Raw genomic sequence first — 21,760 nt, forward strand, 5'->3', positions numbered from 1 at the left:
ATGACCTACGATTCATCTTCAATCCGTAAGCTCCGTGATGCGATGTTCGCCTTCGATTTTGCGCACCCCGTGCAAACCATCGAGACGCTCCGCGTTGGCATGGAGGCAATTTCACAAGCAAACCCTCCGGCGGCTGACTTAATAGTTGAGACGGCCGACCTCGGTGGCGTCGCTGCGGTAGCGATCACGGCTCCCGGCGCATCCAAAGATCGAGTCATCTACCATTTCCATGGTGGTGGCTGGGTGGCCGGCTCTCCTGCGTCGCATTTGGGCATGCTCGGAGAGCTGTCTCGAGCGGCGAAATCCCAAGTCATCGTTCTAGACCACTCCAAGGCACCCGAGCACCCATTTCCGGCGTCCTACGACGAATCCATCCGTGGCTACGAAGCACTGCGTTTACTTGGCAAGCCGTTCGCTGTGACAGGTGACTCCAGTGGTGGTGGTATGGCTCTCAATGTCCTGGCCTATGCAGCCTCGAGAGGCCATAAGGACGCTCGAGCAGCGCTCCTCATTAGCCCGTGGGCAGACTTAACGTTGACACTGCCCTCGTTGACTCAGTTGGCCCACCGCGACCCAATGGTCAACGTGAACGGGATGCGGGACATGGTAGCGGCTTACGCTAGGAATCACGATTTGAAGGATCCGCTCATCTCACCTTTGTTCGCCGACATGCGTGGTTTTCCTCCCCTGCTTATACATGTCGGGAGCGACGAGGTGCTTCTAGACGACGCGCTTGAAATCGACCGAAAAGTGCGCGCAGCCGGCGGCGAGTCGCACCTTGAGGTCTGGCCGGAGATGCTGCACGTTTGGCACATTCAAACGGCTTCTTTGCCTCAAGCCCATGACGCACTCCAAAGAGCCGGCGAGTTTCTCATCGGGCACTTCGATAAATAGCACGGGCACGGCCCCTGCAAAACCGCAGACATCAGACAGGAGATGGTAATGAGCACTGATACCAACCCACCGGGAACAGCATGGATGCAAATCGTCAAGAAGAAAGGAACGAGCGACTTCGCAAAGTCATTCACTGCTGACGCCAGCCTTCAGACTACAGCCCTAAGCAAGACCGTGATCGGCCCGACATCCATCGGGGCATTTTTTTCCGCGACGAGCACGATGTACGAAGACTTCGTGTTCACTGCCGAGACGGTTGACGGCGGCAAGACTTACCTTGAGTGGGACGCCGTCCACGGTGGTAAGCCGATCGCAGGCACCACCATCATCACTCGGAATGAGTCTGGCCTCGTCCACAATATCAAGCTCTTTCAAAGCCCGTTCCCAGTCGTTCGTGAGTTCTCGGCGGGCCTGAAAGAGCGACTTGAAGAAACACTCGGTCAAGACTTCTTTAACTAAAGGCCAATTCGTCGCCGCGTATTAGCTGAACAACACGACTGAGGAAACACTCATGCCTATTTTTCACGCCCACATTCCAGCTCAAAAATTCTCTAGGGATGGTCTGAAATAGCCCGACATTTCCGGCCGACTTCGACCTCTGCCGATTTTGAACGCACCGACCAGTCAAAACCGGTCAGGTTGTCCGCTCAGCGCTTCGTTTTTGGCCGTCACGAGCACCTCTTTGCGGGTCTGCTTGCGCTTACCTGCGTACTCGGCGTCGGCGAAGGTCATCTGCTTCATGGAAAAACTCGGCTGGCGGGATCAGCGTATTTCAACAGATTCGGGAAGTCTTTTTCAGACCATCCCTAAAGAAATCGTCGCTTGTATCTTGCTTTCCAACAAATGCAATGGCCGCTTTTTTGTCTGTGCCTCGAACAAGCTCTATGACCTTTCTGTATTCGTTCAGAAATTTTGTTCTGCTTTGTGCAGGCCAAGCCGAAAAGTCAATCTCCAGATAGTAAGGTCTCTCGTTAACTCGTTTTCCATCGTGCTCAACCCACCGACCAGGAGACAACTCAATTTTTAGTATGTCGCCATCCTCTTGGCAGAGTTTCCAAGGCAACGCGGAGTAGTAAACCTTTTGAGTGTCGCCCTGGATTAAAAACTTCTGGCGACCGCGAGTACTTATTATTTCCCTGAAAATTTCGCCATAACTGCCCCCAACGACATCTTCGAAAACCAAAGCTCGGTCTCTATCATGGGGGAAATCAAAATACTGATTGACTATTGATTTGAAAGAAGTTGTCTCATAGTTGGGCTTTCTACTGTTTGAGCCTCCTTGCCTCCTGTTTGTTTTGTTGGTTCGCCGCGTGCTCGTGCCCGAAGGTTCAATAACGCCTTCTGGCTCAACAAGGTCGTCTTTCCTTAATTTAAAACGGTTTGGATATGCTAAAGGAAAACCCTCGGAAGAGGTTAACCGTTTGATGGCGCCTCTTAAACGAATTTTTGACTCACCTTCAGCGTCACATCCTTGCTTGTGATTAACAGCTTTCCTAGCTTTAAAATAAGGCTTGCGGAGATTTACATCTTTGAGAAACGAGCAAGGTAGCAGCTCTATGGCGCATTCATCACATGAAAAGCTAAGTGATCTAACATTGTCGATAATGTAGAGTTCTTCGCTAGTGACTACCCGTCCTAATTCTTCGCACCTAGCTTCGTCCATTGATACTCCTAGAAACATAACGCCTGGCTATGGCGACGTAGTGTAGTTGGCCTTTATTTGTGTTAACCAACACAAATAAAGGCCAACGGAACGAAGTTCGCACATGAGCCATTTGTTATGAGTTTTTTCGATATTCATTTGTACCATACCACTCGTGCTTACATTTTAAGCAACGCTCGGACTTAGGAGATACAGCCAGCGACTTGCAACTAGGGCAATAGTTGAAATAGACATCCTTTTCGATTTCAGAGTAAACACGACTTATATATTTGTTTTTATTGTGCTCAATCTCCTGAAAAGTCTTAATCAAATACTCTCTTGAATATTGTGACTTTAAGCTTTCAACTTCTCCTGCATCTGGCCATTCTGGATTAACTGGAAAAAGAGCTGCGCGAAGGTGCCTAGAATAGCCTGTACTTGGCTCCAATAAGTACCTAAAATTCTCCCAAATGTAATCGAAATGCTCTTGATCCATTACTTACTCATAACGATTAAGCTAAGGGGCTGGCTTTAGCCAGTCCCAGTGAGCGGAGCGAACGATTTGAGCGCATTGTTAGCTGCTAACCAATGCCGCTTTCTATTTTTTCAATTTCTACTTTGCTTAGAGGACGCCAATCGAGCTCCCGAATTCCATAGTCTCTAAAAGCATATTCGTATGCTTCTTCAAGTGACCACATTAGATGGTCGCCTTCTATAATGTTTCTTTCAAAGTCTATATACCTTATTTCAAGGTAGAAGATTTGCCCTTCTGTGCTTGCAAGGCCAAATAGGACGATCGACGTAACTTCCGGCCTGAAATCATCCGGATGCCTTACGTGAGCGAATAGATACTTGGGCAATTCAATCATGGCAGCTAACGTAGGAAGCTAAGCGGCGCTCGCTCGCTTTTGGCGAGCGTCCGCTTCAGCGACTGGTTATCCATCAATTCACTCCGCTCTGCGCAGCAGAGCTGTAAATGCAATGAAAACTCGGGCGGGATAAAAATGAAAAAATCACGTTGTAACGCAGTATAGACACTCGGCGTGCGCCTTAACTTCGTTAAGCTCCGCCGAGTGTCTATACTGCGTAATAGCTGCTTTTTCGATTTTTCGCCAGCCTGATTCCTTGGCATTTACGGTTCCTTAAACTCGGTCTGTCTATTGCATGGATAACAGTGATTAGATGGAAGGCGGTACTAATCCGATAGTAGAGCCTTCCATCTAACTCCGCACTACTCCGTTTCGCCTGCTGCTAAAAATCTTTCCTGATCATAGACTTACCGTTATGCCCCGGCAGACCAGCGTATTCGCTTGACCTCCTCTTTTTGCTCCAGCATTACGGCCCGAAGAACCCTATGCGCCGCCACCGGCATTCGGCTGCGGTTCGCTGCGGCCAGTACGCAGGCAACCCCGGATTGCATCCGGGCTACGGGTCGCGGCTAAAGCCCCTCCTACAAAGCAGCGCCCGCCTGTAGGAGGGGCTTTAGCCGCGAGCGCGCGAATACGGTGCATCCGCCACTGCACATGCCGAGGCGCGCACCAATGGCGGGCACTAATACACTCGTGGCCGTGGGCGAGCCTCGTGGCAGTGCATTTTCTGACTCTATGGCCAGGTTTTTGCTTTAGCCCCGCTCAGTTCTTTTGATGAGCGTTTTCCATGCCTGCCTCACCCGATTCCCCACGCTTGCAGTTAACGGCCATCAGCAAGCAGTACCCCGGCTGTTTGGCCAATGACCGTATCGATCTGGCCATCGCCCCCGGCGAGATTCGCGCTCTGTTGGGCGAGAATGGCGCGGGCAAGAGCACGCTGATGAAGATTATCTACGGCGTCACGCAGCCCAGCAGCGGCGAAATCTGCTGGGAGGGCGAGCGGTTGGCCATGCGCGACCCGGCCATGGCGCGCGGCCTGGGCATCGGCATGGTGTTCCAGCATTTCTCGCTGTTCGAGACGCTGACCGTGGCCGAGAACATCGCCCTGGCCATGGGCGCAGACGCCGGAACGCCGAAGCAGTTGGAGCCGAGGATTCGTGAGGTGTCGCAGCGCTACGGCATGGCGCTGGAGCCGACGCGGCTAGTGCACAGCCTGTCCATCGGCGAACGCCAGCGGGTGGAGATCGTCCGTTGTCTGATGCAGGACATCAAACTCTTGATCCTCGATGAGCCCACTTCGGTGCTCACCCCGCAGGAGGCCGACGAGCTGTTCGTCACCCTGCGCCGCCTGGCTGCCGAGGGCTGCAGCATTCTGTTTATCAGCCACAAGCTGGGCGAGGTGCGCGCGCTGTGCCAGAGCGCTACGGTGCTGCGCGGCGGGCGGGTGTCTGGCCATTGTGTGCCAGCCGAATGTTCGGACTTGGAGCTGGCGCGGTTGATGGTCGGCGATGCCGAGGGCCTGGAAAGCACGTATCCGAAAGTCAGCGGCGGCCTAGCGCGCCTGCGTGTGGATGATCTGAGTTGGCACAACCCCGACCCATTCGGCTGCTCGCTGGAGCGCATTCGCCTGGAGGTGCGCAGTGGCGAGATCGTCGGCATCGCGGGCGTGGCCGGTAATGGTCAGGACGAACTGCTCGCCCTGCTCAGCGGCGAAACCCGCCTGCCGCGAGGCGAACGCGAGCGCATCAGCCTGGATGCCGCGCCCGTGGCCAATCTGCACCCGGATGCACGCCGTGGGCTGGGCCTGGCCTTCGTGCCCGCCGAACGCCTTGGCCATGGCGCAGTGCCGGAGATGAGCCTGGTGGACAACGCTCTGCTCACGGCCTTCGGCCAGGGTCTGGTCAAGGGCGGGCTGGTGCAGCGCAGCAAGGTGCGGGCGCTGGCGGAGGAGATCATTCGCCGCTTCGCGGTAAAGACGCCGGATGCCGACACCGCCGCGCGCAGCCTATCCGGCGGCAATCTGCAGAAATTCATCCTGGGCCGCGAGATTCTGCAAAACCCGAAGCTGTTGGTGGCCGCGCACCCGACCTGGGGCGTGGATGTCGGCGCCGCTGCCGCCATCCACCGTGCGCTGATCGCCCTGCGCGATGCCGGGGCGGCGATTCTGGTGATTTCCGAAGACCTCGATGAGTTGCTGCAGATCAGCGATCGCATCGGTGCACTGTGCAGCGGCAAGCTGTCGCCGCTGGCTGCGACCGCGCAGGTCAATACCGTGGAAGTCGGCCGCTGGATGGCCGGTGAATTTGATCAACCCGCCGCTGCTGCGGCCTGCTGACGGAGCCGTCATGCTGTTATCCCTGGAACCGCGCGGCCAGGAGTCGCGCCCCATGCTCTGGCTGTCGCCGCTGCTCGCCGCCGTGCTGACGCTGGTGAGCGGCATGCTGCTGTTCACCCTGCTCGGCCATGACCCGCTGGAAACCCTGCACACCCTGCTGATCGCCCCGGTCAGCGACTGGTACGGTGTGTCCGAACTGCTAGTCAAGGCGCTGCCGATTCTGCTCTGCGCCCTGGGCCTGGCGGTGGCTTATCAGGCGCGTATCTGGAACATTGGCGCTGAAGGCCAGTTGCTGATCGGCGCGCTGGCAGGCAGCGCCATGGCCCTGCAACTGATCGACTGGGAAAGCCGTTGGGCGTTGGCCTGGGTCGTGCTGGCTGGCACCGCTGCCGGTGCCGCCTGGGCCGGGCTCACCGCCTGGCTGCGCACGCAGTTCAACGCCAACGAAATTCTCACCAGCATCATGCTCAACTACATCGCGCTGAACCTGCTGCTGTTCTTCGTGCATGGCCCACTGAAGGATCCAGCCGGATTCAACTTCCCCGAGTCGGCGATGTTCGGCGATGCCAGCCGCCTGCCACTGGTCAGCGAGGACGGGCGCCTGCACGGCGGTCTGTACCTGGCGCTGCTGGCCCTGGTGGCGGTGTGGGTGCTGCTGCACAAGAGCTTTCTCGGCTTCCAGATCAAGGTGTTGGGCCTGGACAGCCGCGCCGCTGGTTTCGTTGGTTTTCGCGAGAAGCGCCTGGTGTGGTTCGCCCTGCTGGTCAGCGGCGCGCTGGCCGGGCTGGCGGGTGTGGGCGAAGTGGCCGGGCCGATTGGTCAACTGGTGCCGCAGGTGTCGCCCGGCTACGGCTATGCGGCGATCACCGTGGCCTTTCTTGGCCGCCTCAATCCGCTCGGCATTGTCGCCGCCAGCCTGCTGATGGCGCTGCTCTACCTGGGCGGCGAGAACGCGCAGATGACGCTCAATCTGCCGCAGGCGATCACCCAACTGTTCCAGGGGATGATGCTGTTCTACCTGCTGGCCTGCGACGTGCTGATCCTCTATCGGCCACGGCTGAAGTGGAAATGGGCGAAGCGCGAGCGCCTCGCTGGAGCGACCACCTGACTGTGGGAGTGACTGGGCGGCATTCCGCTGTAGCCGCGACAAAAGCTCGCCTGAAGCGCCTCCCACAAAGCGCATGAATGCAAAGGAATCCCCATGGATCTCGACCTGTTAAGCAATATCCTCTACGCCATGGCCCGCACCGGCACCCCGCTGTTGCTGGTGGCCCTGGGCGAGCTGGTGTGCGAGAAGAGCGGCGTACTCAACCTCGGCCAGGAAGGCATGATGCTGTTCGGCGCGGTGATCGGTTTTATCGTCGCCTTCAGCACCGGCAGCCTGTGGCTGGGCGTGCTGCTGGCGATTGCCGCCGGCATGCTGCTGTCGCTGTTGTTCGCCGCCGTGGCGCTGGGCTTCAATGCCAATCAGGTGGCCACCGGCCTGGCGCTGACCATCTTCGGCGTGGGTTTGTCCACCTTCGTCGGCGCCGCCTGGGTCGGCAAGCCGCTGACCGGCTTCGAGCCCATCGTCATCCCGCTGCTGTCCGATATCCCGCTGATCGGGCGCATGCTGTTCGCCCAGGACGTGCTGATCTACCTGTCTTTCGCCCTGTTCGCCCTGGTGGCCTGGGTGCTGCTGAAAAGCCGCATCGGCCTGATCATCCAGGCCGTTGGCGAAAACCCGGACGCCGCCAGCGCCATGGGCCTGCCGGTGCTGCGCGTGCGTACCCTGGCGGTGCTGTTCGGCGGCGCCATGGCCGGTTTGGCGGGCGGATACCTGTCGCTGGCCTATACGCCGATGTGGGCGGAAAACATGACCGCCGGCCGCGGCTGGATCGCCCTGGCGCTGGTGGTGTTCGCCAGTTGGCGCGTATTCCGTGTGCTGCTCGGTGCCTACCTGTTCGGCCTGGCCAGCATCCTCCACCTGGTGGCGCAGGGCATCGGCCTGTCGATCCCCTCCAACCTGCTGGCCATGCTGCCGTATGTAGCCACCATCGTGGTGCTGGTGCTGCTCTCGCGTGATGCGATCAAGACCCGGCTGTATGCGCCGGTGTCGCTGGGCCAGCCGTGGCAGCCGGGGCATTGAGGCTTAGCAGTTAATTAGTCGCGGCTGAAGCCCCTCCCACAGTGCCACACGCCCCCCGTGGGCGGGCTTCTGTGGGAGGGGCTTCAGCCGCGACAAGCTTTTTTCGGCTATACCTTTGTCACACCCTGATCGGTAGGCAAAGGAATGCCCCACTCATCCAGCTTGCGTGTCGGCCGTTTCTCGGAGCCGCAGCGTATCTACCTACTCACCGCAACGACAGAAGGCCGTAAAACACTGTTCACGGACTTCGCGCTTGCCCGCCTGGTCGTTGCCGAACTCAAAGCCACCCAGCAAGACGGCCTTGCTGATTCACTAGCCTGGGTGCTCATGCCGGATCACCTGCACTGGCTGGTCGCCTTGCAACAAGGCTCGATCAGCAACCTGATGCGGCGCATCAAGGGGCGCAGCGCCAAGCGAATCAACGCGTTGGTCGGCCATCAGGGAAAGCTCTGGCAGGATGGTTTTCATGACCGTGCGCTGCGCCACGAAGAAGATGTTCTACCTGCCGCGCGTTACATCGTCGCTAATCCCTTGAGGGCAGGTCTGGTCTGCCGGGTTGGCGATTATCCATTGTGGGATTCGGTGTGGCTCTGAGGTTGGGAGGGTCGCGGCTGAAGCCCCTCCCACAAAAGCCGATGCCACGGCGTCACATAACACCGTGGGAGGGGCTTTAGCCGCGACAGTTTTATTGCTCCTGATTTCAGAGTCAGCTACCTTCCCCAACACGTCGGACTCCGACGCTCCTGGATCAGCAGACAGGGTCAACACTGAGCTGGCTTACCTGACATCAACCTCAGAGGAGCCTGCTCATGGCAGCTACCCGCATCTGGATCAAGAATCCCCTCGCCATCTTCACCGCCAACGACCTGGACGCTTGCGGCGGCCTGGTGATCGAGGATGGCCGCATCACCGAAGTGCTCGGTGCCGGCCAGCAACCTGCCGCGCCCTGCCAGCAAGTGTTCGATGCCCGCGAGCACGTGGTGATGCCGGGCCTGATCAACACCCATCATCACTTCTACCAGACCCTCACCCGCGCCTGGGCGCCGGTGGTCAACCAGCCGCTGTTCCCCTGGCTGAAAACGCTTTACCCGGTCTGGGCACGCCTCACCCCCGAAAAACTGGCGCTGGCCAGCAAGGTGGCGCTGGCCGAGCTGCTGCTGTCCGGCTGCAGCACCGCCGCCGATCACCATTACCTGTTCCCCGGCGGCCTGGAGCATGCCATCGACGTGCAGGTCGAGGCGGTACGCGAGCTGGGCATGCGCGCCATGCTCACTCGCGGTTCGATGAGCCTGGGCGAAGCCGACGGCGGCCTGCCGCCGCAGCAAACGGTGCAGCAGGGCGAGGTGATTCTGGCAGACAGCCAGCGCCTGATCGAGCAGTACCACCAACGCGGCGAAGGCGCGCAGATCCAGATTGCCCTGGCGCCCTGCTCGCCCTTCTCGGTGACGCAGGAAATCATGCGCGCCAGCGCCGAACTGGCCGAAGCGCTGGACGTGCGCCTGCACACTCACCTGGCCGAAACCCTCGATGAAGAGGACTTCTGCCTGCAGCGCTTTGGCCTACGCACCGTGGATTATCTGGACAACGTTGGCTGGCTCGGCCCGCGCACCTGGCTGGCCCATGGCATTCATTTCAACCCCGATGAAATCACCCGCCTGGGCGCTGCCGGCACCGGCATCTGCCATTGCCCCAGCTCGAACATGCGTCTGGCGTCGGGCATCTGCCCCAGTGTCGAGCTGGAAGCCGCTGGCGCGCCGCTGGGCCTGGGCGTCGACGGCTCGGCCTCCAACGATGCCTCGAACATGATCCTCGAAGCGCGCCAGGCGCTGTATATCCAGCGCCTGCGCTACGGCGCCGAGGCGATCACCCCGCAACGCGTGCTCGGCTGGGCCACGCGGGGTTCGGCGAAGCTGCTGGGGCGCCGCGATATCGGCGAGCTGGCGGTGGGCAAGCAGGCCGACCTGGCGCTGTTCAAGCTCGATGAGCTGCGTTTCTCCGGCAGCCACGATCCCATCGCCGCGCTGCTGCTGTGCGCTGCCGATCGTGCCGACCGGATGATGATTGGCGGCACCTGGCGCGTTATCGACGGGCAGATCGAGGGGCTGGATGTGGCAAAGCTGATCGCCGATCACCGTCAGGCGGCGCGTGAGCTGATCGCGGGCTGACAGCGGTTGAGTGCCCAGGCCACCGCCTGAGTCACAGCTATCGCGGCTAAAGCCCCTCCCACAAAAGCCCATCAACCCGTTGGTGCTGTTCTTGTAGGAGGGGTTTTAGCCGCGACCGTCATCCGCGAGCACCTACGCACCACAACATGGCACGCCACAACACCACGCACCAATCCAGCTCCAGCATCGAGCAAGGCCACTGGGCAGAACGGCAGCAGCACGCCTATCTGTCCTGTTGGTCAGCTTTTTGCAGTCATGGGATCAGCCAACCAACAACTACCCCAAACACAAGACTGGAGTTCCACCGACCATGTTCGAGAAGAGCAAGAAACCGCTGCTGCGCACCCTTGTCGCCGCCCTGGGCTTCGGCGCCATGCTCAGCGCCTCCGCCGCTGATCCGCTGAAAGTCGGCTTCGTCTACATCGGCCCCATCGGCGATCACGGCTGGACTTATCAGCACGAACAGGGCCGCCAAATGCTGATGAAGGAAATGGGCGACAAAGTCTCCACCAGCTACGTGGAAAACGTACCCGAAGGCGCCGACGCCGAGCGCGTAATTCGCAACATGGCCAAGGGCGGCTATGACCTGATCTTCACTACCTCCTTCGGTTACATGAACCCGACGATCAAGGTGGCCAAGCAGTTCCCCAAGGTGACCTTCGAGCACGCCACCGGCTACAAGCAGGACAAGAACGTCGGCACCTACCTGTCGCGTTCCTATGAAGGCCGCTACGTCGGCGGCTTCCTCGCGGCGAAGATGACCAAGACCAAGAAGGTCGGTTACATCGCCTCCTTTCCGATCCCCGAGGTGATCCGCGACATCAACGCCATCCAACTGGCGCTGGACAAGTACAACCCCGGCACCGAGATCAAGGTGGTGTGGGTCAACACCTGGTTCGATCCGGGCAAGGAATCCGACGCCGCCAACGCGCTGATCGATCAGGGCGTGGACGTAATGTTCCAGCACACCGACAGCCCGGCGCCGATCCAGACCGCCGAGCGCCGCGGTATCTACGCCGTAGGCTACGCCTCGGACATGGCCCACTTCGGGCCGAAGGCCGTGCTCACCTCCATCGTCAACGACTGGGGCCCGCACTACATCAAGTCCACCCAGGCGGTGCTCGACGGCACCTGGAAGCCGCAGGATTTCTGGGGCGGCCTGGCCGAAGACACCATCGAACTGCCGATCAGCGATCTGGTACCGGCTGACGTGAAGAGTGAAGCCGAGCAGCTCATCGCCGACATTCGCAGCGGCAAGCTCCACCCCTTCACCGGCCCGATCAAGGATCAGAGCGGCGCGGTGCGTATCGCCGACGGCGTGAGCGCAACCAACGCCGAGCTGGCTGCGATGAACTACTACGTGGAAAACGTGAAGGCCGAAATGCCGAAGTAAATGGTTGGCGGGTTGCACCCGCCCTACAGCCCGTAGGGCGGGTGCAACCCGCCACCGAGCCAATACCGATGCCGTCCCTGCCATTGGCAGAACCGCATCAAGGGGACGTTTCAGCAGAAACGTCCTTTTTCGCTGCCCAGGGTACGAGAAGACTCGCAGCAACACCCCGGAGCTTTTATGAACAGCCTACCCATCATCGATATCGCCCCGCTCTACAGTAACGACGCTTCGGCCTGGCCCGCCGTAGCCGAGCAGATCGACAACGCCTGCCGCACCTGGGGCTTTTTCTATATCGTCGGCCACCCCATCAGTGATGAGCGCATCGATGCCCTGCTCAGCGCCGCGAAAACCTTCTTCGCCCTGCCCACCGAGGAAAAGCTCAAAATCGATATCACCCAGACCGCTCACCATCGCGGTTACGGGGCGATTGCCACCGAGCAGCTCGACCCGAGCAAGCCGAGCGACCTGAAGGAAACCTTCGACATGGGTTTCCACATGCCCGCCGAGCACCCCGAAGTGCTGACCGGCAAACCGTTGCGCGGGCCCAATCGCCACCCGGACATGCTCGGCTGGGCCGCGCTGATGGAGCAGCATTACACCGACATGCAGGAGCTGGCCAAAACCCTGCTGCGCGCCATGGCCATGGCGCTGGACATCGAGCACGACTTCTTCGACGCACGCTTTCATGAGCCGATCAGCGTGCTGCGCATGATCCACTATCCGCCGCGCGACACCGCCAGCAGCGCCGAGCAGCAAGGCGCTGGCGCGCACACCGACTACGGCTGCGTCACCCTGCTCTATCAGGATCAAGCTGGCGGCCTGCAGGTGCGCGCGCGCAGTGGCGAGTGGATCGACGCGCCACCGATTGCCGGCAGCTTCGTGGTCAACATCGGCGACATGATGGCGCGCTGGAGCAATGACCGTTACACCTCAACGCCGCACCGCGTGATCAGCCCGCTGGGGGTGGATCGCTACTCCATGCCGTTCTTCGCCGAGCCGCACCCGGACACGCTAATCGACTGCCTGCCGAACTGCTCCAGCGCGGATAACCCGGCCAAGTACACACCGGTAACCAGCGCCGAGTACCTGCTGTCGCGCTTCGCCGACACCTATGCCTATCGGCGTGAAGAGGCACAGGGTTGATTGCCGCGTAGGGTGGATGACGCTCTTTTCATCCACCGTTTCAGCATCGGAGCCTGCACATCGGTGGACATGAAAAGCGCTGTCCACCCTACACGGCGGCCACGCTGGCGCAGCACGATCCTGTCCGAGCGGTTAGACTTTGCCGATCTCCAAGCCTGATAACGAGAACCGAACCATGTCCGAATGGCTCAACGCCTTGCCCAAGGCCGAACTGCACCTGCACCTGGAGGGCTCGCTGGAGCCCGAACTGCTGTTCGCCCTGGCCGAACGCAACCAGATCGCCCTGCCCTGGAACGACGTCGAAGCGCTGCGCAACGCCTATGCCTTCAACAATCTGCAGGAATTCCTCGACCTTTATTACCAAGGTGCGGATGTGCTGCGCACCGAGCAGGATTTCTACGACCTGACCTGGGCCTACCTGCAACGCTGCAAGGCGCAGAACGTCATCCATGTCGAGCCCTTCTTCGACCCACAGACCCACACCGACCGTGGCATTGCCTTCGAAGTGGTGCTGCGCGGCATCCAGCAGGCGCTGCGTGACGGCGAGAAACAACTGGGCATCAGCCACGGCCTGATCCTCAGCTTCCTGCGTCACCTGCCCGAAGAAGAGGCGTTCAAGACCCTGGAACAGGCCATGCCGTTCCGTGATTCCTTTATCGGCGTCGGCCTCGACAGCTCGGAAAAGGGCTTCCCGCCTCGCCTGTTCGAGCGCGTGTTCGCCAAGGCGCGCAGCGAAGGCCTGCACGCGGTGGCACATGCCGGCGAAGAAGGCCCGCCCGAGTACATCTGGGAAGCGCTGGATCTGCTCAAGATCAAGCGCATCGACCACGGTGTGCGCGCCATCGAGGACGAGCGCCTGATGCAGCGCATCATCGACGAACAGATCCCGCTGACCGTCTGCCCGCTGTCCAACATCAAGCTGTGCGTGTTCGAGCACATGGGCCAGCACAACATCCTCGAAATGCTCGAACGCGGCGTGAAGGTGACGGTGAACTCGGATGACCCGGCCTACTTCGGCGGCTACGTCGGCGAGAACTTCGAAGCCCTGCACCAGCACCTGGGCATGACCGAAGCACAGGCCAAGCGCCTGGCACAGAACAGCCTGGACGCCCGCCTGGTATGACCCTGCAATCATTCCGGTAATTACAGGCGCGCAAGGCGGTGGCACAATACTGGCTAGGAATACGAAATAACCGTTACCTGCCACCGCCGAGCTGCTGCATGTACTCAGCCTTCTTACGCCGCACCCTCTTCTGCTTATTTCTACTGCCTTGGCCACTGTATGGCTCTGAGCCACTGCGCATCGTGACCGAAGAGCTACCGCCCTACAGCATGACCGTCAACGGCAAGCTAGGCGGCATGGCGACCGAATTGGTGCAAGCCGTGCTCGATGAAATCGGCGAGAGCACCCACATTCAGGTGATGCCCTGGGCGCGTGCCTATGACACCGCGCTCAACGGCCACAACGTGCTGATCTACTCCATCGCCCGCACGCCAGCGCGCGAAGCCCTGTTCACCTGGGTAGAACCCATCGCGGCAGGCAACTGGAAGCTTTACAGCCTCAATCCGAACCTGCGCCTGAACAGCCTTGACGAGGCGCGCCACTACCAGATCGCCACGGTCAAGGACGATGTCGCCGAACAGTTCCTGCTTGATCACGGCTTCGAAATCGGCAAGAACCTGCAGTCGAGCAACCGCTACGACCTCAACTACGAAAAACTGCTCATGGGCCGGGTCGATCTATGGATCGTCAATGAAACCAACGCCAACTATATCGTCCGACAAGTGGGGCAGAATCCCGCGCAGACACTATACCCAGTGCTTGACCTCGATAACCTCGGGGGCAGCGGACTGAACATGGCCTTCAGCCGCAATACCAGCGCCGAGACCATCTCGCGCTTCCGCCAAGGCCTGGAAAAGGCTCGTGCCAACGGCAAACTTCAAGCGATCTACGCAAAATGGCAATAAACGCCAGGCAAGCGGCTCCGGTGCAACACTCATTGGGCCGACGCCTGGTACTGGCAACGCTGTTGTTTTGCGTGCTGTTTATCCTGATCAGTACTTCGCTACGCACTTACCTGGCCTGGAACAGCAACCTGGACAACATGCGTAGCGAGCTGCAATTGATCGATCAGGTACTGAGCGCCACGCTGTCCAAGGCGGTCTGGGAAATGGATCGCGACACGCTGCAAACCCAACTCGACAGCGTGACCCAAGCAGAAGCCGTGGGTCTGATCGAATTACGCATCCTGCGCGAGGGGCGTAAAGCTGAAATCATCCACTATCGAGCACCGGGCTATGAAGCCAACACCCATGCCCCTGAGCTGCGCCAGTTACTGACCTACGAGCCCTACCCCGGCGCCCAGGAACACATCGGCGAGCTGCGCCTGGTGGGGCGTGAGTCGCGGCTGTGGCAAGAATTGATCGACGATGTCGCGTCGATTCTGCTGGCCCAGGTGCTGCAGAGCCTGATGATCGCCGGGCTGATCATGTGGCTGTTCAATCGCTCGGTCACCGTGCATGTCCGTCATATCGCCCAACACCTGAGCCAAGTGTCGCCCACCACGCTGACCAAGCACCTGCGGCTGCTGCGCTCACCCCGCCATGAAGATGAGTTGAACATGCTGGAGAGCGGGATCAACGCGCTGCAGGACAAGCTCGCCACCTACCTGGAACGGCAGAATCACGCCGAACAGGCGCTGGCCGCGCACCGCGACAGCCTCGCCGAGCAGGTCGAGGAGCGCACCGCCGAGCTGCGCGCCGCCAACGAACGCCTGAACGACCTCAATCGCCGCGACCCGCTGACCGGCCTAGCCAACCGTCGTCATTTCGACGAAACCAAGGAGTTGGAGTTGCGCCGCGCCCGCCGCCAGAGCCAGCCGCTGGCGGTCATGATGTGTGACGTCGACCACTTCAAGCTCTACAACGACACCTACGGCCATGGCGCGGGGGATCGTTGCCTGTGCCAGATCGCCGATCTGCTCAGCAGCCTGTTCAATCGCAGTGGTGAGCTGGTCACCCGTCTGGGCGGTGAAGAATTTGCCATCCTGCTGCCTGGCATCACCGCCGAACAGGCACTGGAGAGTGCTCAACGCCTACAGGAGGCGCTGCGCGCCCTGAACATCAGCCACCGCGCCTCCGAAACCGCATCTCAGGTGACCATGAGCATCGGCATCGCCCAGCTCGAAGACGAACCGGATGACTTCGAAGCGCTCATGCAGCGCGCCGATGACGCCCTCTACCGGGCCAAGCGCCTGGGCCGCAACCGCATCATCTACTTCTGACCAAGGAGGCTGCCATGAATCTAAATCGCGCCATCTGGCTGATGATTCTGTTATCGAGTATCGCCACTGCGCAGGCGCAGAGCATAAGAGCAGTGACCGAAGACAGCCGCTATGCCCACATCATTGATGGCAAGGTCGCAGGCCCGGCAACAGCCGTGGTGGAGGCAACGCTCAAAGAAGCCGGGCTGGAGTATCAGCTCTCCCTTTACCCCTGGGCCCGCGCCTATGACCTGGCGCAGCAGCAACCCAACGTACTGATCTACCTCATCGCCCGCACGCCGGAGCGCGAAGCGCAGTTCAAATGGGTCGGTGAGGTCATCGACTACCAGTTCAGTTTCTACAAAATGCGTAGCCGCCAGGACATTCAGGTCAACTCGATAGAAGATGCCAAGCGCTACCTAATCGGCGTGGTGCGTGACGACGTACGCCACTCCTACCTGATGTCTAAGGGCTTCACCAAGCTCGCACTGGCCTCGCAGAATCTCGACAGCATGCGCCGCCTTGTCAACGGGCAGATCGAACTGCTGCCGTTGATCGAAGCCGACGCCCGGCGCCTGAGCGTGGAAGTCGGCAAACAGTTCAGTGATCTGGAAAGAGTCGCCACGCTGGAGGTCGGCAGCGGCGGGCTTTACCTGGCCTACAGCCTGGCGACAGACGATGCCATCGTCGAACGCACCCGCCAGGCCTTCGCGCGGATTCGTGACAGCGGCCAACTGCAACGCCTGATGAACGCCCCGGTTGAGTAACCGAGGCGTCAGTGAGGCAGGCGCCGCCGTTTACCGGTGATCATCGACAACGGCAGGTTCTCACGCAGCCGGTGACTCTCGTACAGGGCTGCGGCGATATGCAGGCCCACCAGCGCCATCAAGGCATTGGCGCAAAATTCGTGAATTTCCAGCGGCAGATCAGCGCCCCAGAAGTAGTCGACCTCCTCCATCAAGAAGCCGGTCAGCCCCAAGCCGAGCATCAGCGTCATCATCAGGATCATCACCAAAGCGCCCAGCGGGGAATGGCCGAGGCGATGGTGGGGCTGCCCAGCGATCAGCGCACGAATGTGCGCGCCCAGGCGCGCAGGCGTCGGCCAGAAGTCCGCCCAGCGCGCCGCAGGTGCACCGATGAAGCCCCACACCAGACGAATCGCCAGCCAGGCCACGGCGTAGTAGCCGAACCAGCGATGCCAGTTTTCTCCCTCTTCGGTGAAGAAGTAATTGGCCAGGAAAGCGCCGGCCAGGGACCAGTGAAACAAGCGCACCACGGGGTCCCACAAGCGCACGGTCGAGGCGCTCATCAGCTTTCCACGTTGCTTTTGACCGGCTTGCCGCTGACCGGATCGAAGTAGATCTCGACCTTCTTGCCAGCCTTATCATGGCCGTAGATTTCGTAGCAGTTGCCGCTGGTGACCTTGAACTTCTTGATTTCGTAGCCCTGGCCCTTGAGGTCAGCCTGGAACGTGTCCTGATCCTGCCACTGGGCCTTGTCGGCGGTGGTGCATTCGGTGGCAGCGAAGGTCAGTGGGCTGGCCAGAATCAGAGACAGCAAAAGCAGTTTACGCATGGTGGAGTCCTCGTCGGTGCAGGGGAAAGTGGGTCTACGGGGACCACTTTCGCGCCACAACCTTAAGGCCGTATTAGCGCGTGAAAAATCGTAGCCGGATGCAATCTGGGGAGGTCGGCAGAACACTCCCGGATTGCATCTGGGCTACAAGCCCGTCGCCAACACCTGTTCTACGCAAGGCGCCAGGGCAATGAGGGTGTACCCGGCGCCAGAGTATCGCCATAGATCATCAGTGCTTGTGCGCGCCGTCGTCGTGCTCCATGCCCTGCTCATGCCCGGCTGGCGCCTCTTTCTGCACGGCCACCTGCACCTCGACGCTGCCGGCTTTCTCGAAGTTCAGGGTCATCGGGAAGCGCTCACCGTCCTTGGCCTGCTGCTTCAGGTTGAACAGCATGACGTGATAGCCCATGGGCTCGAACTTGACCTCGCCACCGGCGGGGATCGCCACGTCCTGCACCTGCTGCATCTTCATCACGCCACTTTCATGCAGGTGCTGGTGCAACTCGGCCTTGCCGGCCACCGGGGTGCTGACACTGAGCAGACGATCCGCCTCGCTGCCCTTGTTGTGCACCACGAAGTACGCGGCAGCGGTCGGCGCCACCGGAGGCATCTCGCGCGACCAGGGGTGGTCGATATGCAGTTGGCCAACTTCGTATTCATGCGCCTGGGCCAGCAGTGTCGGCAGCAGTATGGTCAGGCCTAGCAGGGTTTTCTTCAGGGTCATGGGGGTTACCTCCTTTGGGGAAACGAAAATTCAGAAATCCAGGGTCAAACCGGCATATAACGCACGACCATCGCCGGGTGCATGCAGCGAATCCTGGGCGCCGTCCGGGTCGTACCACACATATTCGTAGTAGCGGTTGGTGACGTTCTTCATCTGCACGTCGACGCTGACCGTCTCGCTGATGCGGTATTCGGCGCCGAGGTTGAGCAGGGTGTAACCACCATACTTGCCTTGAGTATTTTCTCGCTCCAGGTAGTAATCGCTCTGACCGTTGACCCAGGCGCTCAGTTTGAGCTTGTCGCTGGCCTGGTAATCGGCGCCCAGAGCATAGAGATGGTGCGGTACGTGATCCATCTCCTTGCCCTTGCTGGTGGGTAAGCGTGGCCCTGGCGTGAGGATTTCCGAGAACTGCCGCGAGTATGACAACCAGATGCGCGCTGGATCGCTCGGATACAGGTTGAGCTGCACGTCATACCCACGGCGCAGGGTTTCGCCGACGTTCTCGGTATCCCCGGACGGCGCATTGAGTCGGCGCTGCACTTCATCGGTCGCATGCTGCTCCCAGTACGCCACACGACCGTCGAGCCAGGTTACCGGGTTGAACTTGATACCGGTTTCCCAGCCTTCGTTGATCGAGGGCTTGAGGTCATCCTGCAGGCTGGCCAGTCGATAAGCCCCCGAGCCGACGCCAATCTGGAAGGTACGCCCCCAGTTGGCGTAGAAGCTGGCTTCTTTCCAAGGTGAGTAGACCAGGCTGAATTTCGGCTGCTTGATGGTGCCGAAATCGTTCACGGTGGCGCGCTCACCGGAAAGCTGATCGTGGTAGTCGCCCTCGATACGGTCGACGCGATAGGCCGGGATCAACTTGAGGCTTTCCCAGGGCTGAATCACGGTCTGCACATAAACACCGGTGGTGGTCAGGTCGAACACCTGATCGCGGGTCTGCGCAGCACGTACGCGATTGACGGTGCGATAACGCTCGCTGACCACTTCCTGACGCTGGATATCGGCGCCGCCTTCCAGGGCGAAGTCATACAGGCCCTGCACTTCGGGGCGCCAGGTCAGGCTGCTGATGGCGCCGTACTGGTCTTCATCGTTGAAGCGCTCCTGCTGCGACGAGGTAATCCAGTATTGAGTCCAGCGGCGATCATTGAAGCGGTTGTAGTAGGCCTTGCTCGACCAGGCCAGATCCTCGGCCACGTCCGTATCCAGGTGCAGACTGAGCTGATCCATGCTGCGCTCGCCCTTGTCGGTGGCGTTGTTGGCGTAGGACTGACGTGGATCGTCATGGGCATCGTCGCGAGTCAGATAACCGGCCTCATCGGCATCGCTCTCGTAGTGACGGGCGATCAGCCCGGCGCGCCAGCCGGCATCGGAGGTGTAGAACCATTTGCCAGCGAAGCTTTGGCGCTCAGCATCGGCGTGATCGCGATAGCCGCCGCTCTTCTGATAGGCGACGAAGTAGTTCTGCGACCAGTTGCCTGACTCGATGCCCTTGACCGCCTGCAGCTCCTGGGTGTCGAAGCTGCCGCTGCGCAGGCGCAGCTTGCCCTCGTTGCCGCCGATGCGGGTGTTGATGCTGGCGTTACCGGCAATGTTGTGCAGGCCGTAGCGCGGATCGTTGGTGCCGCGCACCACTTCGATGTCCTCGATATCCAGCGGGAACATCATGTCGATAAACGGCATGTTGCCGTCGTTGGTGTTGCTCGGGATGCCGTCGATCAACAGTTTCACCGCGTTGACCTCGCCCTCGCCGTTGAAGCCGCGAAACGACAACTTGCCGGAGGTGGTGCCCTGGTTGAACTGGGTCAGCATCACCCCTGGAACACGGTTGAACAGCTCCCAACTGTACTGCACGGGTTGTTTTTCCAGCACGTCGCTGCCGACGTAATCCACCGAACTGAGGATGCTCTGGCTGGACAGCGGGCCTGTTTCCTCACCGGAGATGGTGACGGTGCCCAGGGCCAGAGAGCTGTCGGCCAGGGCAGGAATGGCCTGCAGGCCGAGGGCCAGTGCGGCCAGGTGAATCGAGTGTTGCAGCGTTTTTTTCGTCACTTGCATATGTTGAATTCCAGTTGCGGCCGCCCGCCTCGGCAGGCGCCGCTAAAATCGGTCACGGCCAGGTATCCGAGTCGCACCCGGCCATATAAGGAGGTCAGGCCGACGGTGCGCTGGCTGTCGACTGCCGACGCCACAGGCCAAGCAGCCCATCCAACGCCCAGACCAGCAGCAGCGAGGCGCCGACCAGGGGGAAGATCACGCCGAGCACGACCATCAGGCTGATGGCGGTCTTCCAGCGCAGCTGGTCGTGGCGCAGCGGCGGCACGCCTAAGCGGCCAGCCGGGCGGCGTTTCCACCACAGCACCAGGCCACTGATCGAGCTGAACAGGATCAACAAACAGATCGCCGCCATCAGCAACTGGTTGGGCAGGCCGAACATGCGCCCTTCATGGATCATCACGCCGGTCTCCACGGTTCTGGCGACTGGGCCGTAGTGCCGCCAGCGCACGTCGGCGAGCACTTCGCCGCTGTACTGGTCGACATGCAGGGTGGCGTCGTTGCGTGGGTCGCTGGCGAACAGAGCGACGGTGTACACGCCCTGCTCACCCTTGGGCAGGGTGATGCTGTAACCGGGCTGCACGCCACGTGCCTCGGCGGTATCGACCACGTGCTGCAGCAAGTGCCCGGTGCTGTTCATCGGCATGCCATGGTCGCCATGACCAAGATGCGCAGCATGCGCGTCGGAGGTCGGTAGCGGCGCCGTTTCCACCGCCCAGGCCACGGTCTGCCGCGCGCTGTTGTTGAGGCTGCCGGTCAGTTGCCCTGACTTGGGCACGTCGTTCCACATGGCATCGGGAAACTTGTTCCAGACAGCAGCGAACTGCGCGCCCCAGAAGCCGGTCCAGGTCATGCCGGTCATCAGCATCACCAGCAGAATCGCACTGCCCCAGAAGCCGGTCACCGCGTGCATATCGCGCCACCACAGGCGCCCCCGCGCACTCAGGCGCGGCCAGAGAATGCCCGCGCCGCTGCTGACGCGCGGCCACCACAGGTACAGGCCGGAAATCACCAGGACGATGCCCCAGCCCGCCGCCAGCTCGATCAGACGGTCGCCGACAGTGCCGATCAGCAGGTCGCCGTGCAGCTTGCGCGTCGCCGCCTGCAGGTTCCACAGGGCATCCTGGGTGCCGAGCACGCTGCCGCTGTAGGGGTCGAGGAACAGGTTGAGGTCGCGGCCTGCCTCGGTGAGAACGAACTGCGCACTGCGATCAGCTCCCTCCGGCGGCAGGTACTGCTTGATCGCTGCCTGCGGGTAAAGCTCGCGCACCCGCGCCAGTTGCTGGTCGGCGCTCAGGCGCTGCTCGGCCACTGGCACCTGCAACAAATCGGCGTACAAGAGCTGATCGAGCTGCGGCTTGAACAGGTAGATCAGCCCGGTGATCGACAACAGGATCAGGAACGGGATGACGAACAGCCCGGCATAGAAATGCCAGCGCCAGGCCAGGTTGTAGAACGAAGGTTGCGGGCGCACGGCTGCACCTGCGGGGGTGTCGAAACGCGACGACATGAAGCATCTCCCAAGTCGGCTGCGAATATGCAGACGACGACTGCGCATGATGGAAACGCCC

20 protein-coding genes are annotated in these 21,760 nt (G+C 60.5%); 13 read left to right on the plus strand and 7 right to left on the minus strand.

Features of this window, described 5'->3' with window-relative positions; translation table 11 throughout:
- Together AERO9A_RS19595 and AERO9A_RS19600 are read left to right on the plus strand one after the other, a co-directional pair.
- Entirely contained in the window at positions 1-894 is an 894-nt protein-coding gene (locus tag AERO9A_RS19595; protein ID WP_159973580.1) for an alpha/beta hydrolase, read from the plus strand.
- A gap of 48 nt (positions 895-942) precedes the next feature.
- A complete protein-coding gene (locus AERO9A_RS19600; RefSeq protein WP_159973581.1) occupies positions 943-1,353 on the plus strand; it encodes a hypothetical protein in 411 nt (136 codons plus the stop codon).
- A 313-nt stretch (positions 1,354-1,666) separates the two neighbouring features.
- Here AERO9A_RS19600 and AERO9A_RS19605 read toward each other — a convergent pair whose 3' ends face one another.
- On the minus strand, positions 1,667-2,557 hold the full coding sequence (locus tag AERO9A_RS19605; protein WP_159973582.1) for a hypothetical protein: 891 nt from the start codon (positions 2,555-2,557) through the stop codon (positions 1,667-1,669).
- Between the two features lie 560 nt (positions 2,558-3,117).
- Entirely contained in the window at positions 3,118-3,405 is a 288-nt protein-coding gene (locus AERO9A_RS19610) for a hypothetical protein (protein ID WP_159973583.1), read from the minus strand.
- A gap of 787 nt (positions 3,406-4,192) precedes the next feature.
- Here AERO9A_RS19610 and AERO9A_RS19615 point away from each other — a divergent pair.
- The 11 genes from AERO9A_RS19615 (at position 4,193) to AERO9A_RS19665 (ending at position 16,599) form a co-directional block, all read left to right on the plus strand.
- Positions 4,193-5,740 carry an ABC transporter ATP-binding protein gene (locus AERO9A_RS19615; RefSeq protein WP_159973584.1) on the plus strand — a complete coding sequence of 516 codons (1,548 nt, stop codon included), beginning with the start codon at positions 4,193-4,195 and terminating at the stop codon, positions 5,738-5,740.
- Positions 5,741-5,750: 10 nt separating this feature from the next.
- On the plus strand, positions 5,751-6,848 hold the full coding sequence (locus AERO9A_RS19620; RefSeq protein ID WP_159973585.1) for an ABC transporter permease: 1,098 nt from the start codon (positions 5,751-5,753) through the stop codon (positions 6,846-6,848).
- A gap of 93 nt (positions 6,849-6,941) precedes the next feature.
- Positions 6,942-7,868, plus strand: coding sequence for an ABC transporter permease (locus AERO9A_RS19625; protein WP_159973586.1), 927 nt, complete (start codon positions 6,942-6,944; stop codon positions 7,866-7,868).
- Positions 7,869-8,012: 144 nt separating this feature from the next.
- Positions 8,013-8,462: a transposase gene (locus tag AERO9A_RS19630; RefSeq protein WP_159973587.1), complete on the plus strand. Its 450-nt coding sequence runs from the start codon at positions 8,013-8,015 to the stop codon at positions 8,460-8,462.
- 215 nt (positions 8,463-8,677) lie between these two features.
- Positions 8,678-10,033 (plus strand): 8-oxoguanine deaminase, encoded by a 1,356-nt coding sequence (locus tag AERO9A_RS19635; protein WP_159973588.1) that lies wholly within the window; start codon positions 8,678-8,680, stop codon positions 10,031-10,033.
- A gap of 310 nt (positions 10,034-10,343) precedes the next feature.
- Positions 10,344-11,426 carry a BMP family ABC transporter substrate-binding protein gene (locus tag AERO9A_RS19640; protein ID WP_159973589.1) on the plus strand — a complete coding sequence of 361 codons (1,083 nt, stop codon included), beginning with the start codon at positions 10,344-10,346 and terminating at the stop codon, positions 11,424-11,426.
- Between the two features lie 177 nt (positions 11,427-11,603).
- Entirely contained in the window at positions 11,604-12,569 is a 966-nt protein-coding gene (locus AERO9A_RS19645; protein ID WP_159973590.1) for a 2-oxoglutarate and iron-dependent oxygenase domain-containing protein, read from the plus strand.
- 175 nt (positions 12,570-12,744) lie between these two features.
- Positions 12,745-13,692, plus strand: coding sequence for an adenosine deaminase (locus AERO9A_RS19650; RefSeq protein WP_159973591.1), 948 nt, complete (start codon positions 12,745-12,747; stop codon positions 13,690-13,692).
- Between the two features lie 98 nt (positions 13,693-13,790).
- Positions 13,791-14,537, plus strand: a complete 747-nt coding sequence (locus AERO9A_RS19655; protein WP_159973592.1) for an ABC transporter substrate-binding protein — start codon at positions 13,791-13,793, stop codon at positions 14,535-14,537.
- Positions 14,538-14,557: 20 nt separating this feature from the next.
- Positions 14,558-15,853, plus strand: a complete 1,296-nt coding sequence (locus AERO9A_RS19660; RefSeq protein WP_306109807.1) for a diguanylate cyclase — start codon at positions 14,558-14,560, stop codon at positions 15,851-15,853.
- A 14-nt stretch (positions 15,854-15,867) separates the two neighbouring features.
- A complete protein-coding gene (locus tag AERO9A_RS19665; RefSeq protein WP_256666011.1) occupies positions 15,868-16,599 on the plus strand; it encodes an ABC transporter substrate-binding protein in 732 nt (243 codons plus the stop codon).
- 8 nt (positions 16,600-16,607) lie between these two features.
- On the opposite strand, the gene AERO9A_RS19670 is transcribed toward AERO9A_RS19665, so the two are convergent.
- The 5 genes from AERO9A_RS19670 to AERO9A_RS19690 all read right to left on the minus strand — a co-directional run bounded on the left by AERO9A_RS19670 (position 16,608) and on the right by AERO9A_RS19690 (position 21,699).
- Entirely contained in the window at positions 16,608-17,141 is a 534-nt protein-coding gene (locus AERO9A_RS19670; RefSeq protein WP_159973594.1) for a cytochrome b/b6 domain-containing protein, read from the minus strand.
- Entirely contained in the window at positions 17,141-17,407 is a 267-nt protein-coding gene (locus AERO9A_RS19675; protein WP_159973595.1) for a PepSY domain-containing protein, read from the minus strand. Before AERO9A_RS19675 ends, AERO9A_RS19670 begins: the two co-directional genes overlap by 1 nt.
- A gap of 229 nt (positions 17,408-17,636) precedes the next feature.
- Entirely contained in the window at positions 17,637-18,131 is a 495-nt protein-coding gene (locus tag AERO9A_RS19680; protein WP_159973596.1) for a copper chaperone PCu(A)C, read from the minus strand.
- 30 nt (positions 18,132-18,161) lie between these two features.
- A complete protein-coding gene (locus AERO9A_RS19685; RefSeq protein ID WP_159973597.1) occupies positions 18,162-20,192 on the minus strand; it encodes a TonB-dependent receptor in 2,031 nt (676 codons plus the stop codon).
- Between the two features lie 94 nt (positions 20,193-20,286).
- Entirely contained in the window at positions 20,287-21,699 is a 1,413-nt protein-coding gene (locus AERO9A_RS19690) for a PepSY domain-containing protein (RefSeq protein WP_159973598.1), read from the minus strand.
- Between the last annotated feature and the right edge of the window lie 61 nt (positions 21,700-21,760).

Origin of the sequence: Pseudomonas sp. 8Z (assembly GCF_902506535.1) — a bacterium.
Classification (GTDB): domain Bacteria; phylum Pseudomonadota; class Gammaproteobacteria; order Pseudomonadales; family Pseudomonadaceae; genus Aquipseudomonas.